Here is a 15,531-nt window from a genome sequence, read left to right on the forward strand (position 1 = left end):
CTCTCCAGCCAACATCTTGAATCACAAAAAGGACCCGATGGGAACCCCAACCGATTCAGACAAAGAATGAACCGCTCTAGCCACCGCTGCTGCGATGTTGTCGGCAGAGGGCCTACACGAAGCGGCGACCTTGTTGAGGTTATTCGACGTTCGGTTCGAGGAGACCGGGTTTGACAACTGGGATGGCGGCACCGCGATCTGGACGATCTATATTCTGATTGACGCCCCCGAGTACGCTCGAGTGGGACCAAGAAGGACTACTCTCGAAGAGCAGATCGCAGCGAGGCTCAAGCCTATTATAGACCAATATTCTCGCGATTGGTTCAGCGTTTCGATCGCACCGAAGCTTCAAATGCCAATATCCGGTTGGAGGGGACAGGACACAGAGTTATCGGCCCTCACTCGACAGAACATTTTTGACGGATTGCGCCTAGAGAAAGTCAGGTGGAGCGGAGTACTTGAGGACGTCGAATTTCTGCAGAGGATTTTCGATCTGAAGGCTATGCCCTCTTTCGACACTCGATTTACCGATGCAGCATCTGACATCTGGCAGCACCGCGTGAACAATGACGACTGGGACGACGATTGGGTGTTTGGAGACACCCGCTTCAACCTTCTTCACTGTTCTAGTGAGCAGTTCGTTCGCTTCTTGGCTGAGATGGTCCACCCAGTTGTCCGACCTGATCGCAATGAAGCGCTGCAAATTGTTCAGCACATCAATGAACAGTTAAAACCCGAACGTTGGCACTTGGTCGAGGAAGAGAGGATAGCTGGCCGTCCCCGGTTCGTGGGAAGACGATTTGCAGGAACGGCAGCGCGGTCGGTTTCTCGAGCACGCACAGTCGCGGACGCATTGGACGCCGGGTGGATGCAAAAGGAGATCGAGAGACTTGAACGGTCCGTTGACACTGATCCTGCCCTGGCCATCGGCACCGCAAAGGAACTCGTCGAATCTTGTTGCAAAAGCATTTTGGCCAAAAGAAACGTAGAGGTCTCTCGGAAGGCAGATCTTCCGGAACTCACGAAACTTGTGGCAAAGGAACTGAAACTGGTTCCTGACGGGATTTCGGATGAGGCAAAGGGAGCTGAGACGGTTCGTCTCATCCTTCGCAACCTCACCGCACTGACACAGTATTTGGCGGAACTGCGTGGAATGTACGGTTCGGGCCATGGTAGAGACGGCAGACACCGCGGCTTAGAGCCACGGCATGCCCGGCTTGCCGTGGGCGCTGCGGTAGCTTTCATTGACTTCGTGGCAGACACCCATCATCGGCGACTGCTGGATGATACGGAGGTCCACTAACCTTCTGATTTCTTCGATAAACTACAAATTGACTATCCTTGCCTGTCACGGCCACTCACACTGCCAAAGCCGAACCCCACTGGTGAAGCGTGCGCCGGACTGGGGGGAGCGAAGCGGACGAATGGAGCGGGCCGGACGGCTTCCGTATCGGGGCACGTCACCGCCGTCGGTACAAGATGGACAGAATGAATACCAACGGCACGATTAGCGCACCGTGTAAAAACGTAAATACTGTGCCGGAGAATCTGTTAGAGTATTCGTTAATGACACAATATCCGACTCCCTCCGAAATGATGCGGGCGAAACGCCCCTATTTGTACTCTGATAGTGCAAACACTGATGCCTATCGATTGAGCCAATCAGAGTTGAGCCATCATCTCGACACACTGACGGATCGCAATCAGCACAAAGACTTCGAGAATTTTGCGCGCAAGATCTGCGAACGGGAGATTTGCCCGAACTTGAGGCCGCAAACCGGCCCCGAAGGCGGTGGGGACGGCAAGGTCGATACGGAAACCTACCCAGTCGATGAGTTGATTTCAGAGCGGTGGTTTATGGGCGATAAAGCCAATGGCACCGGAAAATTAGCGTTCGCCGTCAGTGCCAAGAAAGATTGGCCCTCCAAGGTTCGCTCGGATGTCAAAGGCATCGTTGGGACGAAACGCGGTTACGATAAGATATATTTTGTCACCAGTCGTCCGGCACGACAGAAGGATCGTCTCGATATCGAAGATGAACTTCGGACGACCTATGGCGTCCCGGTGACTATACTGGACCGCGAATGGATCATTGATAAGGTATTTTCCCATCAGCACAAAGACATCGCCTTTGAGCAGCTTGGGGTCGGAGAGCATGACTCGAGCAGTCTGAAGCTCGGGCCGAATGATTTCAAGAACCAGCAAGCGCTCGATGAAATTGAAGAGCGGCTGGCGAGGATGGGGTCGTCACGGGCAGAGTACACACAGGCTGTTTCGGACACCTATGATGCCGCGACCCTCTCGCGACGCCTCGAGAAGCCCAAATATGAAACCGACGGACGTTTCCAGCGAGCTATCGATTTCGCGAAAAAGTACGGTGCCGATTACCAGCACTTGCGCGCGATGTACGAACACGCTTGGACTCGGTTTTGGTGGTACGACGATGTTGAGGGGACACTGGATTTATACGAGCGTGTAGAGGAACTGGCCTTCGCGACGAACCACGCCAAGCACATCAGCAGGGTATGCAATCTGCTGCAATTGGTTTTCGGGCGTGTACTTCAAGGGCATGAAAGCGCTGAAGCGCTCAACTTGACTGATCGGTCAGGACGTCTGAAAGCTAAGCTGACCGAGTTGGCTCAAGACAAGACGCGTCCCAACAACGCACTTCACTCTGAAACGCTGCTTTTGCTTCATCAGTTGAACGAATCTGCGCTGCGCGGCGAAAGCAGTTTTGATGACGTTTGGGATGATTTGTCTGACATTGTTGGCAGGGCCGAAGGCCTTGGAGAGTACCCGGCTGACTTGCTGGATTCAGTCCTGGAGGTCCTCTCGCCCCTGGGGGCTGACAGCAAAGCACTTGATAGACTTGTGGAGAAGCTGGCCGAATTCATGGCCGAGCGCAGCAAGGAGCTTGAGGCGGGACGATTCTATCTAGAGCGAGGCGAACGCAAGCTTGACGCCAAAAAGCCGCTTGAGGCGATTAAATTTCTGGGACGGGCTGTCGTCAACTTCATGAAAGATGAAAGCAAGGAGGAGCAATTTCGGGCACTCTATTGCCTTGCTGTGGGCTATCGAGGAGCAGGACTCCTCTGGGCAGCAAGAGGCGCGGCGATGGGGGCTGTCGCCCAAGTGTGCGCCATCGCCGAAACTGATGGCGAGATTCCCGCGGCGTCGATTCCGACCTTCAATCTCTTCACAATGATCGCTCTCCAGTTGGGGCATGTCACCGACTTCTTATGCGGCATTCAATTTCTAAATGCGGCTCGTCAAACCCTGCCACTCGATGATGATAGTAGCGAGAGGTTGTCGGCCAAGCTTCTTGAGTTTGATCAGTTGTGCGCCTGTTTGTTTACGGCCATTTCCGATGACGAGATCAATCGCCTGACATCATGTCCCGACATATTGGAGGAACTCCATCTCTTCACTGCGCGAACCACGTTACTATATCGCCTCGGCTATCTTGAACTGCTGAAATCAGACGGCTCCATCCCGGATGGCACGAGCGACAATGATGTTCACGAAATGATGTCGATGATCTCTGCGCAACCGGCCACTCGCGACCTGCCGAAACAGATCGTGCTACTGGACGATAAGCATGACCGCCTTGAGACCAAAATCATGGGCATCAATGTTCAGGTCTCATCATCAGCAAATGTCGAAGGCTTCCTTCTGGCAGAGGCGCACATTTCATTTGCCGAAGCCTTCTTCTCAACACTGCTCAATTCCGGGGCGTACCCGCATCGCGAAAACCTCAAAGTTGATATACGCCAGAACGAAAGCGCGAACGAAGGAAGTATCCAGTTCAAAGGCGCGAGTGGAGCGCTGTCCGTGCTCTTGCCGCAATCGTGGGATCCGACTGAAGTTGAACACCACGAGGAGCTAAACGATCACCTCGTGGCGTTTGGGTGCGAAATCCTGGTTAACTGCTTCGCGCTGCCGGACCACGATGAAACGTTAAAGACACTGATTGGGGTTGAGCGGGGTTTTGAACGGGCAACCTTATTTTGCCGAACCGGTATAACCCGTCACAGGTTTCTGGGCAGTCATGTCGGTCGGGTGGCCGAGTGGGCATACATGATCATGCGCCCCTATGCGCTTCAGGACGACGCTCCGCAAATTTCCCCAACCTTGCTTCCCGATGAGCAAACTGATGCGGAAAAGGATGCAGTTCCGCTTGGAGAACTGAACAGCCATCGGGATATGTCTGTCAGCTCAATCATCAATCAGTCCCTTTGGAACAATGCAGGTTGGCGGGGAATGATGTTCGGGTACAGCGCGCCCGACCAGCCCCCGTTCTTGGGATTGATCTTTGATAATGCCGAGATGGCAAAGGCCATATTTGATGAGTGGCAGGATCGGTTCGGTCGCAGCGATGAAAACGACGAGATTCGTATCAGCGTCATCAAGGGGATAGATCGCAAGAACCCGTTCCATTATCGGGGTAGCATCAGCAGAGACATGGAGGCGGTCGCAAAGGACGACTTCAGGCAGTTCGTAAGCATTTCTCGAATGACGACTATGACTGTCACGGATCACAGAAACGTTGATGCTTTCTCCGGCGCATACGCATCGACCGGCTGTTATTTTCTCTTGCCTGCCTTGCTCAACGAAAATGGAGAGCCTGAGCTTCTCACGGAACGCGCCATTCTGAAGCGCAAGTTCCACGTCCGCAACGCTTGGGAAATCGGCCGCCATGACCTCGACTCGATGGCGGTCACGCCAAAGGATGATGTCATCATTCCCGAGGGTGAAACGAACCCTCCCGTCCATGATCTTTTCGAGTGGCGCCGCGAAGTGGAAGCTCAGCGCGGCAAAAAGAAATGACCGGTGCAACGGAGGGTACTCGCTGCAAAGTCGGAGCACGATAACAACCGGCGGAAAGCATTTTTGCTTCGTGATCTCAGGCTGATGCGCAGTGTACGTGTGATGGTGTCGCCGTCCCGTCGGCACGAGCAAATTGGGGATGACGCTGACACATCTCGCGGAACGCCTTAAGTGACGGGATTCTTTTAGGGGTAGCGTCAGAACGGGGTGTCAGTTTTGGTCCACCGATGCCGACGGACCTTATGCTCGTTCGTTTCGATTGTGACGCCCTCGACGAAATGCACCCAGACTTCCTGCGGATCAGTTCGCAGAGTGACCTCGCGATAATCGCTGCCAATAATGTCGTCCCAGTTAGGGCTAGGTATCATAAATGGGTGAAGCGGAGTTTCGCGCTCCTGCTCCGGTTCCGGTGGGGGCACGGTTTCATACACGGTGTAGTCAGGGTAGGAGCCGTCTTCATCGGTCACATGACTATGAGATGCAACCTCTGTGCCCTTCGGGATGTCCAGTTCGTCAACGCGGGAGGATTTTTGGAACAGGACGACGTTCAACCCTAATCCGTTCGCCTGAACGGACGGAAAAATGATGCCGTCCAGAGGAACTTTGCTCTCTGTAGCGAGAAAGTCAGCGACGGCCTGTGTTGGTAGATAGTCCGACAGTTGATCGTCTGGCATAACCGGGCGCGACATGCCTCGTGCGAGGGTTTCAAAAACCGCATGCGTCCCAGACGAAATGCATATTCGGGATCAAATATGCTGCCGCTCTCGATGAGTCCAGAAAGGGCGGTCAAGTCAAGAAGACGAATGGAGCGCACGATGTTGAAGCGGGCGACCATCACCTGAGAACCGACCGGCGGACGCACCTCAGCCAGCGCAATCCCGGTCTCGGTTGCCCCATAGAAAACGGAAATGTCAATCGGCGTCTGAAGTTTACCCCCTTATCGGCATCCAATATTGACCCCCTGGTTTTGTGGAGCGGGCGAACCGGTGGAGCTGGTCAGGGTTGCGGAGACGGTTCTCCCGGCAGTCATCGAAGCTCTGTCCATTAAGTGAGAGGCTTCCATCAGGGAGCCTCTTTCCATATCCGGACGGCAGCTTTCGGGACATCGAGTCTAACGCGCGAACGACCGAGATGGGGGCGCGTAGCGGTCGAAGTGCGGCGGCCACCTAAATGGCCGTATTTCCTGTATCGCGCCCAGAAACGATCAGGCAGGAGCCCACCCCTTATTGGCCTTGCGAACGGCTTGGCGGGTCGGTAGCCTTTTTCTCATCCGAAGTGCCGCCGCTGCTCATCCCAGTCCAGTGGAAAAGGCTCCAGCATCCTGGTCAGCGTCACCTCCGGCCCGTGTCTGCCGTCCAGTATCGCCTCGACGATATCGGGGGCGAGCAGGGTTAACCGCAGGACGCGGGTCATGTAGGAGGGGGCGATGTTTTCGCGCGCGGCCAGTTCGGCGATGGTGAACGTGCCGGACTCCAGCATGCGCTTCCAGCGAAAGGCCCGGGCGAGGGCTTTGATCAGCGTGTTGTCGGTACGCGGCGTTGGCAGGGCGCCCTCGGGAAGCACGATTTCCTTGCGTCCGCCGCGCTTTGCCACCTTGAAGGGCACTGTAAGGGTGATCGTCCCCGTGGTGGGCAGGGCACCGCTCATGCCGCAGCCCGCATCGGTGCTGGCATCGTCTCTCTGGCCAGCCCGCTGAGCCCATCGATGCGAAGCCGGATATTGAGACTGTCCATGCCGATATCGACCCGCTCGACCAGCAGCGCCACGATGCGGGCCTGCTCGGCGGGGAACAGTTCCTCCCACAGCGGATCGAACAGGTTGAGGGCGGCCTGGACATCGGTCTCGGTGATATCCTCGACATGGGTGCGCGCCGCCTTCCATGTGCCCGCGACAATCTCGGGTTGGCGGAACACAGCGCGCAACTGGCCGATGACGGCGGCCTCGATCTCGCCGGCCGGAATGCGGCCGACCGGGCACGACCCGGCGCCATGCCTGAGCACGCTCTGGCTGACGTAATAGCGGTAGAGCTTGCCGCCTTTCCGCGTGTGGGTCGGCGAGAAGGCGGCGCCATCCGGGCCAAACAGCAGCCCCTTCAATAGCGCGGGCGTATCGGCGCGGCTGCGCGCGGCGCGCTTGCGCGGGCTTTCGGTGAGGATGGCGTGAACCTTGTCCCACACTTTCCGGTCGATAATGGCCTCGTGCTCGCCGGGATAGCTGTTGCCCTTGTGGACCGCCTCGCCGATATAGGCGCGGTTGTTGAGCATGCGGTAGAGATAGGTTTTGTCGATCCGGTTGCCGCGCGGGGTGCGCAGACCTTTGCTGGCGATCTCGCGTGCGAGATCGGTTGCCGAGCCGATCTTGATAAAGCGGGCAAAGATCCAGCGCACATGGGCGGCACGCTCTTTGTCGATGACCAGCTTGCGCGTCTCGACGCGGTAGCCATAGGGCGGCACGCCGCCCATCCACAGGCCCTTTTTGCGCGAGGCGGCGAACTTGTCGCGGATACGCTCTCCGGTGAGCTCGCGCTCATATTGGGCAAAGGACAAAAGGATGTTGAGCATAAAAATGCCCATGGAGGTCGCGGTGTTCAAGCTCTGGGTGATTGAGACAAAGGTTACGCCATGGCGGTTGAACACCTCGGCCAGCTTGGTGAAGTCAAGGAGTGAGCGGCTGATGCGGTCGATCTTGTAGACCACGACCACATCGACAAGACCATCCTCGATGTCGGCGATGAGCCGCTGCAGGGCAGGGCGCTCCAGCGTGCCCCGGAAAGGCCACCATCGTCATAGCGATCGCGAACCAGCACCCAGCCTTCCGAGCGCTGGCTGGCGATATAGGATTCGCAGGCCTCGCGCTGGGCATCGAGGCTGTTGAACTCCTGGTCCAGTCCTTGCTCGGACGACTTTCGGGTGTAGATGGCACAGCGCAGTTTGCGCACCACCGCCGTTTTCTCCAACGACCGCGTCATGCCCGCCCCCTGTGGTTCTTGAGCCCGAAGAAGGTCCAGCCGTTCCAGCGCGTGCCGGTGATGGTGCGCGCGATGGCCGAGAGCGATCTGTAGGGCCGCCCCTGCCATTCAAAGCCATCGGCGGTGACGGTGACGACATGCTCGACACCCTGCCACTCGCGGATCAGCCGCGTACCGGTAATAGGGCGATCGCGGTCGAGACGGATGCCGCGCTTTTTCTTGTCGCCGCCATCCAGTTGCTCGCCCAGCTTTTCGAGCCGCCGGACCGTCCCGGGCTTTAACCCGCCCAGGCTGAGCTCCTGAATGCGATAGGCCAGCCGGCTTTCGAGATAACGCCGGTTGAAGGGCGGCGGTTCGCTCTCGAACAGATCGCGCCAATGCTGTTTCAACGCGGGCGTCGGCATCGTCCTGAGCGCCAGAAGGCGGGCCGGGATGGAAGCGGAACCGTTCATAAGGACCTCCATGGATCATCGAGATGATGTCGGCATGGTTCTGCACCTTTGTGTAGTCGAACCTGCTCTGTCAGCCCCTTGTGTCCACTGCTCAATCCCTGTCTCGGGCGCAGGCGCAGCAAACCATGGGCAAGCATCTGGCAGAACTCCCGGCGCCGCTCCGCTGGCGTCATCAGATCGGGCGACAATGGATTGGGGCCGGCTTTGGGCATTGCCTCCTCCAGGCTGGTAAAACCTCTGTCGCTGGCCGAGGGCTCTTTGCGACATACCCAGAGTCTGCCAGATGCGATCCGATTGTGTCGCTCGAAAAGTTCAACGTCCCGGGCCGCTTCAACCCGTCCCCACCACGTCGAGAGCCGTTTCAACCCCGTACTCATTCACGGCGCTTTTTCCCCGCAGGGATGATTCGTTCCGAATCGCCCTTTGCATCCAAATGCTTGGTGAAGATGATGGGGGTTGCAGCAATGCGCGGCGACGCAATTTGCCCAATACGGCCCGTTCGGCTGCCGGTTCCCTTATTCCAGCGCGCGTCAGGAACGTTGCTATCAGTGAGGATGGTGGTGTCTGCAGTGTACCAAAGTGTCGGGCCAATGGTATTGCTGCGAGGCCCGACTGTGGACGCGCTTCGGCGTTACCAGATGCGGTGACGCGCATCAGTTTGTGGCGCTCGGGTCTCTACATATCTGTAACCCGTCATTTCCGCCCCGAAAGGCGGTTGGATAAATCCGGCGCGCCATGCCCGCCGGATCCTTTCTAACATGCAAGTGAGGTCTGGAAAAAACTACTGCGCTGAGGCGATAGCTTGCTCGATCCAGCTGTCCACCGCTTCACGGTTCGCCTCGATATACTCGGCCGCCTGGCGGCGGAGATCCTCTTGGGAATTCTCGCCAGCGCGCATTGCCGCGTTCTGAGCGTAGATGAAGTTGATATCGACAAAAGCCAGTTCGAGCAGGGTGCGTGCCGCGGGGTTCTCTTCGAGAAACGCACGACTGGCAACCACACTGATGTCGTTCACTGGCCATCCAAGCTGACAAGGATTGGACACGCAGCCCTCAACACCCGAGACAATGGCCGAATCGGCAAGTTCCTGCTGCTCTGCGGGCAGTTCGATGGACGGGGTCTCGATCCAGACGACATCCTCACCTGGCACCAGCTCATTGACAGTCCAGTTCGGTGTCCATGTGTAAAAGAAGATTGGCTCGCCGCTCTGGTAGGCAGCGATCGCATCGGCCATCGAGGCTGAATAGCCAGCTCTGATCTCGTTGACATGATCGCGCAGGTCGAAAGCATCCAACTGATAGGTGATGGTCAACTCACATCCCCAGCCTGCCGGGCACGCAACCAGATCGGCCTTTCCGTCGCCATCACGGTCAAACGCCTGCTTCACCTCATCGCGTTTGAAATCCTCAAGCGAGGTGATGCCGAACTTTTCGGCCGAAGCACGATCGACCAGATAGCCCTGCAGCGCGCCTTGCTCGACCACATGCCCAACGATCTGTGCATCACCGTACGAGCTTTCGAGATAGGTGTTGTGCAGCGGGAACCAGCCATAGGGATAGATGTCGACATCGCCGGTTGCCATGGCTGCGTAGGCCACGGGGAGATCAATTGTGAGGGTATCCAGCGGCGTATACCCCAATTCTTCCAAAAGTTGTGCGTAGATATTGGACAGAATCCATCCAGTATCTTCTCCAGTCGGCTGGGATATCCGCACAGTCCTCCCTTCACCAGGAAGCTGTGTTTGAGCGTATGAGGCCGAACCGGAAAAAGAAATAGCCACAGAAGCCAGCAATGACAGCGACAGTTTACTACTAAAGTTCAAGAGTCTGTTCTCCTTAACGTTGTGAACCAACGAACAGTATCCAACTAAAACCGCAATTACACCCTTGACAGCGATATTTTACGATTCTGAACGAACGGCGTTTAACTGGTTTCCGTTGTGCGCCCGTGCAGATTGTCGGTACATAGATGCGCCCGGATTTGGGCGCATCTCCACGGGCTTGAGCTGCAACGTCTCCGTCCTGCTATTCCCACTCGCCGACCCTGTGCCGCCGCCACAACTCGCGACGGATCCGGCGCCACCGGCCTTGCTGGACGATGTCGGACCTATGCCACGCCTCTTCTTCGTAAGAGCGCGCCCAGTCTTCAGCGTCAGGCCCGTGCCGATCGATCAGTTCATCCACAATGGCGTCTATCTCGGCTTTGGGGATCGCCAGCGGTTTGAGATAAAACGCCCACACATGCCAGAACGCCACCGCCGCGATCATGACGATAACGATGGCGACCGCCAGATGATCGATCAGAACCTGTCCCATTGGCCTTGCCCCCGAAAGACTGATACGAGGAACGGTAACCTTGAATGGGATAATCCGATAATCGGATTAGTGCTCAATGCACATAATCTTTGTGAGGTGCGTGTGCCCAAATCGACCCACTCAGACCAGTACCGGACGCTGACCGCACTTCTCGTGGAGGCGCGCAAATCTGCTGGCCTGACCCAGCAGCAGGTTGCCGACCGGTTGGGCAAGCCGCAATCGTACGTGGCCAAGGTCGAGGGCAATGAGCGCCGCATCGACGTGGTTGAGTTCATCGCACTGGCCAACGCGCTTGGCGTCGATCCAGCCGCCACGTTCAATACCCTTTTGGCCCGCATCGACACGCCGCAGCCGTGACCGATCAGTGGCCGTGATGTGCGTTTTACCCTCGACTTGCAGCCAAGCAGTCGGAGCGCCTGAAAGGCTCGGAGCCTGGAAACCCTCGGCAGCCACCGCAGTGGAAACCTGGAAACCCAAAGTGGAAACCTGAGTGGAAACCCAAGGGTGGAAACCCAGAAAAATCCTTTGTCGCTAGCGCTTTGGCGGGCAAAGACACCCCGCATACGTCAACCGCGCGGAAGGACCCAATGGGGTGGGGGGGCATCGGAGATGACGCTGCTCCACAATGACGGGCCGATGGCCGGTGATGCGGCCGCAATCGAGGCCATCAAACCTCGCCCTCCTTGCCGTCGCCCGTTTCGTCGCGCATCGACAGCATGCGCAGATGATGGGTTTCAGCGATGGCCTGGGTGAAGTAAGCCCAGGTAGTGATCGGTTTCGCCCGCACTCGCTTCTGACGTCCTCGCTCTGATCGAGGCACTCGCACGGATCAGGGCGATGGCAGTCCGGGCAAGGCGTATTGTTCCAATCGAGAACCATGGCAGCCAGCAATCTGCTTCTCCATCGAAGGTAAGGACGCCCGGGTATTTTGCTGCCATTTCGGCGGCGATTTCGGGGGCGGTTTGCCGTTTGGTCGCGAGTTGTCCACAGGCTGGGGAAATGGTCTCGCGCCCGCGAAGGTTCTATTACTGGTTCTATTACAGGTTAATCTCCACCTGCGTGGAGATGGTGGGAGGCCTGAATTGGAGTTGGTGAGGGCCCCAAACTGGAGTTGGTTTGAGATCTGTCCACAGACTTATCCACAGGCTTTCCCAGGGGTTTCCAACCCGCTCACCATCTCCATTTTGTGGGGATGGCGCTCGTGCCAATCGCGGTCGCACCCAAGAATGTAGTAGGTCTGCCCCCTTATCCCGTCCGGATTCCAGATGCGCCGCCGACGGATCAGCTTTGCCGCCTCGAGCGCATTCAAGCCTTGTTGAGGCCGCCATTCGAAAGGCCGGTCCAGGCCCGCAACGTCTTTGCCTCGTAGAGCAGGCGGTCTCCGGGCTCCGCCAAGCGTTGTGGGTATTGCACAGATGGAACAGCACGCGAAAGGCGTCGGCGGTAGGTGTCGGGCTGGAATGTTGGCCAGCCAGTGCAGGGCTTTATAGCTCATGACGACATCTCCGAGGGCGTAAGATCATCCGGCATGAAGAATCCCCTTTGTGGCTGTGCCGGGCAGGAGAGCAGAGCGCGTTGGGTAGAGCACCAGGTCGCCCGCATTGCGCGGCAGTGGATTCGCAATTTATGCATCATAGCTCGATTTCAGGGTGATGGTGTGCCCGCGATCAGGGTAAGAGGCGGACACGCAACCGCGATTGTTATGCTCGCACTGCCACCCATGCCGGAGATGATCCAAATCTGGATCATCCCAAATTTGCGACAAGATGGTGTCACAGCGATGCAAAAGACAGCGGTGCAAAAGTCGGCCATGAGATCGTAGCCCGATCGATGTTTGAGCCCTAACATCGCGTTTCAGGACGCGCGTCTAGCTTTCCGTGCCCAGCTTTGGGTAAGACGATAGCTGTCACCATTCATCTCGAGGATGTTGACGTGGTGGGACTGTCGGTCGAGGAGCGCGCCGGTGAGGCGCTCGGAACAGGCGGTTGCTGCGCTTCTTTTTGTCGCCGCCAGCCAGTTGCTCGTGCAGCCTTTCGAGCCACCGGGCCGTCTCTGGCTTCAGCCCGCCCAAACTGAGCACCAGGACATTGCGCCTGACCTTCGATATCACCGTCGAAGCCACGGGTATCCGAGGCCGCCTCCGGCCTCCCCGTTTATACAGCCAACGGCGGGACGTGTTGTTCTGTGGGGTCTGCCGCCCCCAGAACGCCCGCGTCGAGGTTTCCCCGTTCGAGATCTTCCGCCGCCAATTTATTGTTCGACATCCATTCGCTCAGCCACAACATCCTTAGGAAGTGTAGACACTTACCTGAGCCATAGGATTGTTGCTGCGATGGTGACGACGGCGAGATAGTTTTTCGCCGTCTTTTCGTAGCGTGTGGCAACCCTTCGGAACTGCTTTAGTTTCGAGAAGCAGCATTCGACGAGATGCCTCTGGGCATAGAGGTGCTTGTTGACCTTGTGTTTGCGGGCGCGTGACGGGTTGTTCGGGATGACTGCAATGGCTCCTTTATCGGCGATGACCTTGCGCAGACGGTTGCTGTCGTAGGCTGCATCTGCCAGCACCACGTCGGCAGGCAGGGCTTGGATCAGGGCATCGGCCCGCGGGGCATTCCCCCTTCTGACCAGCCGTGAGCGTGAAGTGTACCGGGCAGCCCAAGCCGCGCACGGCCATGTGGATTTTGGTGCTCAGGCCCCCGCGTGAGCGGCCAATGACCTGATCTTCAGCCCCTTTTTTGCGCCGGCGGCGTGCTGGTGGGCGCGGATGAAGGTGGAATCGATGATCAGATGTTCAAAGTCAGGATCGTCCGACATCGTGGCGAAGATGCGCCACCAGATACCCTTGTGGCTCCAGCGGCTGAAACGCCGGAAGACGCTGTTCCAGCCCCTGAACACCTCGAGTAGATCGCGCTAGGGCGAACCCGTTCGCACAATCCATAGCACGGCTTCAACGAACATCCGGTTATCGCGGCCCGACGAGCCACGGGTGCGCTCGTCACCGATATGCGCCGACACGCGCTCCCACTGATCGTCTCGCAGGATCAGGCGGTCCAGAACTCCCATTGCTGCCTCCAAAAGACAGCAGTGAATCTGATTTTGCTCACTCGTGGGAAGCCCAAGAGTCCACACTTCCTAGGCTCAGGAAATGACACGCGTCATTGAGCCCGAGATCGACAGGTTGGTTACCCATAGACTGCCGATGGGGGACGTGGCCGAAACCCTCGTCGACGCCGCCATGAAGGTCCGGATGGAACTTTGAACCGCCGCACCGATGAATGGCATCCACCCCGCTCACGCAACTTGGGATTGCTGCGATGGATCGGTTTGCGTCTCTGCAGCAAAACACATGTTTCAATAAGCGCTTGACCCATCCCGTAGTTAAAAGTAGTACTAGAGAGAACAATCATTCTCTTAAAAAGAACACTAAGAGCGATAGCGCTGATGAACCCAGAGATGTCCCCCAGTACCGAGGCCCGGCTTGTCGGCATGCACTGCACGTCGTGCGGTGCCATGGCCTATCCGTTCCAGGCCGTCTGCCCCATCTGTATGGCCGAAGACGCGGTCGCGGAAACCGACATGCCCACCACGGGCACGGTCTATGCCTTTTCCACCGTCCATGCGGCACCCAAGAAATGGCGGCTGCCCTACACCGTCGGCTATGTCGATCTGCCCAATGGCGTGCGAGTGTTCTCCCATCTCGACCCCGAAGGGTTGAGCGTCGGAGCTGCCGTTTATGCGTCCACCGGAATCGTGAGCGGGGAGGCCGCCGAGGAGCCGCGATCCCAGCTTGTCTTCAAGGCCGTGAGGGAAGCGAAATGACCACAGGAGTATCCGTTATCGGCGCCGGCATGGTGCCGTTTGGCAAGTTCCCCGAGCGTTCTCTGGCCGATCTGGCATGGCCGGCGGTGAAGCAGGCTCTCAACGATGCGGGCGTCGATCCGCGTCGCGTGCAAGCCGCCTTTTGCGGCACCGCTTTTGGCGGCATGATGTCGGGCCAGCGCATCCTGGGACGCATCGGCCTTACCGGCATCCCGATCACCAATATGGAAAATGCCTGCTCGGCCAGTTCCACCGCCCTCCACCACGCGGTCAGCAGCGTGCGCTCGGGACAATACGATATCGTCCTGGTCATTGGCGTCGAAAAGCTCACCAAGTTCGGTGGTGGCACCCTGCCTCTCGAAGAGGAGGACTGGGAGGTCAGCAACGGCATGGTCATGCCGGCCCTCTACGCCATGCGCGCCCAGCGCTATATGCACGAATTCGGCCTCACCGAGCGCCAGCTCGCCCTTGTCTCCGTCAAGAACCGCCGGCATGGCTTGCTTAATCCCGACGCCCAGATGCGCAAGGAGACAACGGTCGAGGAAGTGCTAGCCTCGCGCCCCATTGCCGAGCCGCTGACCCTGTTCCAGTGCTGCCCTGCCGGCGACGGCGCCGCGGCCCTCATCATCTGCTCGGACAAGGTCGCCCCGCAATTCCGCACCGATCCGGTCCGTATCCTTGCCTCCGACCTCACTTCGGGCAAATACACCCCCGGCTTCCGCGACCTCACCACGCCCGAGATCACCCGGCGCGGCGCGGCGGAAGCCTGGGAGCATGCCGGGATCGGCCCCGACGCCGTCGATCTCGCCGAAGTCCATGACGCCTTCTCCATCGCCGAGCTGCTCTATTACGAAGCCTTCGATTTCTGCGCGCACGGCGAGGCCGGGGCCTTTCTCGAGCAGGGGCATTCGACCTTTGGCGGCAAAGTGGTCGTCAACCCCTCCGGCGGGCTTCTGGCCAAGGGGCACCCCATCGGCGCGACCGGCGCGGCCCAGGCCGTCGAAGTGGTCCGGCAATTGCGCGGCGAAGCTGGCGAGCGCCAGGTCGAAGGGGCCCGGATCGGCCTCAGCCATGCGACCGGCGGTGGCATTGCCGGCTTCGATCACGGGGCCTGCTCCATCCACATCTATGCGCGTTAGGAGGCTCGGGC

At 58.1% G+C, this 15,531-nt stretch carries 12 protein-coding genes and 2 pseudogenes; 5 read left to right on the top strand and 9 right to left on the bottom strand.

All coding sequences use genetic code 11. The features are described 5' to 3' along the window. Positions 1-133 precede the first annotated feature (133 nt). Together HUS57_RS17650 and HUS57_RS17655 are read left to right on the top strand one after the other, a co-directional pair. Positions 134-1,303: an abortive infection family protein gene (locus tag HUS57_RS17650; RefSeq protein ID WP_210256097.1), complete on the top strand. Its 1,170-nt coding sequence runs from the start codon at positions 134-136 to the stop codon at positions 1,301-1,303. A 185-nt stretch (positions 1,304-1,488) separates the two neighbouring features. Continuing rightward, positions 1,489-4,827 carry a hypothetical protein gene (locus tag HUS57_RS17655; protein ID WP_173935153.1) on the top strand — a complete coding sequence of 1,113 codons (3,339 nt, stop codon included), beginning with the start codon at positions 1,489-1,491 and terminating at the stop codon, positions 4,825-4,827. 197 nt (positions 4,828-5,024) lie between these two features. Here the strand turns inward: HUS57_RS17655 and HUS57_RS17660 are convergent, their stop codons facing one another. The 7 genes from HUS57_RS17660 to HUS57_RS17690 form a co-directional block, all read right to left on the bottom strand. After that, positions 5,025-5,516 carry an RES family NAD+ phosphorylase gene (locus HUS57_RS17660; RefSeq protein ID WP_173935154.1) on the bottom strand — a complete coding sequence of 164 codons (492 nt, stop codon included), beginning with the start codon at positions 5,514-5,516 and terminating at the stop codon, positions 5,025-5,027. 577 nt (positions 5,517-6,093) lie between these two features. After that, entirely contained in the window at positions 6,094-6,474 is a 381-nt protein-coding gene (locus HUS57_RS17670) for a hypothetical protein (RefSeq protein WP_173935155.1), read from the bottom strand. Continuing rightward, positions 6,471-7,529 (bottom strand): recombinase family protein, encoded by a 1,059-nt coding sequence (locus HUS57_RS17675; RefSeq protein WP_348640577.1) that lies wholly within the window; start codon positions 7,527-7,529, stop codon positions 6,471-6,473. Before HUS57_RS17675 ends, HUS57_RS17670 begins: the two co-directional genes overlap by 4 nt. Beyond that, on the bottom strand, positions 7,442-7,795 hold the full coding sequence (locus HUS57_RS18170) for a recombinase family protein (protein ID WP_348640578.1): 354 nt from the start codon (positions 7,793-7,795) through the stop codon (positions 7,442-7,444). The genes HUS57_RS17675 and HUS57_RS18170 overlap by 88 nt, the downstream gene beginning before the upstream one ends. Then, positions 7,792-8,247: a DUF2924 domain-containing protein gene (locus HUS57_RS17680; protein ID WP_173935156.1), complete on the bottom strand. Its 456-nt coding sequence runs from the start codon at positions 8,245-8,247 to the stop codon at positions 7,792-7,794. The genes HUS57_RS18170 and HUS57_RS17680 overlap by 4 nt, the downstream gene beginning before the upstream one ends. Before the next feature lie 781 nt (positions 8,248-9,028). Continuing rightward, on the bottom strand, positions 9,029-10,099 hold the full coding sequence (gene proX, locus HUS57_RS17685) for a glycine betaine/L-proline ABC transporter substrate-binding protein ProX (protein WP_246727924.1): 1,071 nt from the start codon (positions 10,097-10,099) through the stop codon (positions 9,029-9,031). A 172-nt stretch (positions 10,100-10,271) separates the two neighbouring features. After that, positions 10,272-10,562 (bottom strand): hypothetical protein, encoded by a 291-nt coding sequence (locus HUS57_RS17690; protein WP_173935157.1) that lies wholly within the window; start codon positions 10,560-10,562, stop codon positions 10,272-10,274. A 102-nt stretch (positions 10,563-10,664) separates the two neighbouring features. Between HUS57_RS17690 and HUS57_RS17695 the strand changes: the two genes are divergently transcribed. Then, positions 10,665-10,919, top strand: coding sequence for a helix-turn-helix transcriptional regulator (locus tag HUS57_RS17695; protein ID WP_246727925.1), 255 nt, complete (start codon positions 10,665-10,667; stop codon positions 10,917-10,919). A gap of 1,497 nt (positions 10,920-12,416) precedes the next feature. Here HUS57_RS17695 and HUS57_RS17865 read toward each other — a convergent pair. Beyond that, positions 12,417-12,539, bottom strand: a pseudogene (locus HUS57_RS17865) (ATP-binding protein); the annotation flags it as partial. A gap of 327 nt (positions 12,540-12,866) precedes the next feature. Further along, positions 12,867-13,625 (bottom strand): annotated as a pseudogene (locus HUS57_RS17700) (IS5 family transposase). A 390-nt stretch (positions 13,626-14,015) separates the two neighbouring features. Between HUS57_RS17700 and HUS57_RS17705 the strand changes: the two are divergent. Then, positions 14,016-14,381, top strand: a complete 366-nt coding sequence (locus HUS57_RS17705; RefSeq protein WP_173935159.1) for an OB-fold domain-containing protein — start codon at positions 14,016-14,018, stop codon at positions 14,379-14,381. Next, positions 14,378-15,520, top strand: coding sequence for a thiolase family protein (locus tag HUS57_RS17710; RefSeq protein WP_173935160.1), 1,143 nt, complete (start codon positions 14,378-14,380; stop codon positions 15,518-15,520). Before HUS57_RS17705 ends, HUS57_RS17710 begins: the two co-directional genes overlap by 4 nt. Positions 15,521-15,531 lie beyond the last annotated feature (11 nt).

Origin of the sequence: Chelativorans sp. Marseille-P2723 (genome assembly GCF_902809845.1) — a bacterium.
GTDB lineage: Bacteria > Pseudomonadota > Alphaproteobacteria > Rhizobiales > Rhizobiaceae > Chelativorans.

What these genes read in the sequence shown, in the direction of transcription:
- HUS57_RS17655 (WP_173935153.1), top strand. Translation starts at nt 1,489, where the DNA reads ATGAATACCAACGGCACGATTAGCGCACCGTGTAAAAACGTAAATACT.
- HUS57_RS17660 (WP_173935154.1), bottom strand. Translation starts at nt 5,516, where the DNA reads ATGTCGCGCCCGGTTATGCCAGACGATCAACTGTCGGACTATCTACCA.
- HUS57_RS17670 (WP_173935155.1), bottom strand. Translation starts at nt 6,474, where the DNA reads ATGAGCGGTGCCCTGCCCACCACGGGGACGATCACCCTTACAGTGCCC.
- HUS57_RS18170 (WP_348640578.1), bottom strand. Translation starts at nt 7,795, where the DNA reads ATGACGCGGTCGTTGGAGAAAACGGCGGTGGTGCGCAAACTGCGCTGT.
- HUS57_RS17680 (WP_173935156.1), bottom strand. Translation starts at nt 8,247, where the DNA reads ATGAACGGTTCCGCTTCCATCCCGGCCCGCCTTCTGGCGCTCAGGACG.
- HUS57_RS17690 (WP_173935157.1), bottom strand. Translation starts at nt 10,562, where the DNA reads ATGGGACAGGTTCTGATCGATCATCTGGCGGTCGCCATCGTTATCGTC.
- HUS57_RS17705 (WP_173935159.1), top strand. Translation starts at nt 14,016, where the DNA reads ATGTCCCCCAGTACCGAGGCCCGGCTTGTCGGCATGCACTGCACGTCG.
- HUS57_RS17710 (WP_173935160.1), top strand. Translation starts at nt 14,378, where the DNA reads ATGACCACAGGAGTATCCGTTATCGGCGCCGGCATGGTGCCGTTTGGC.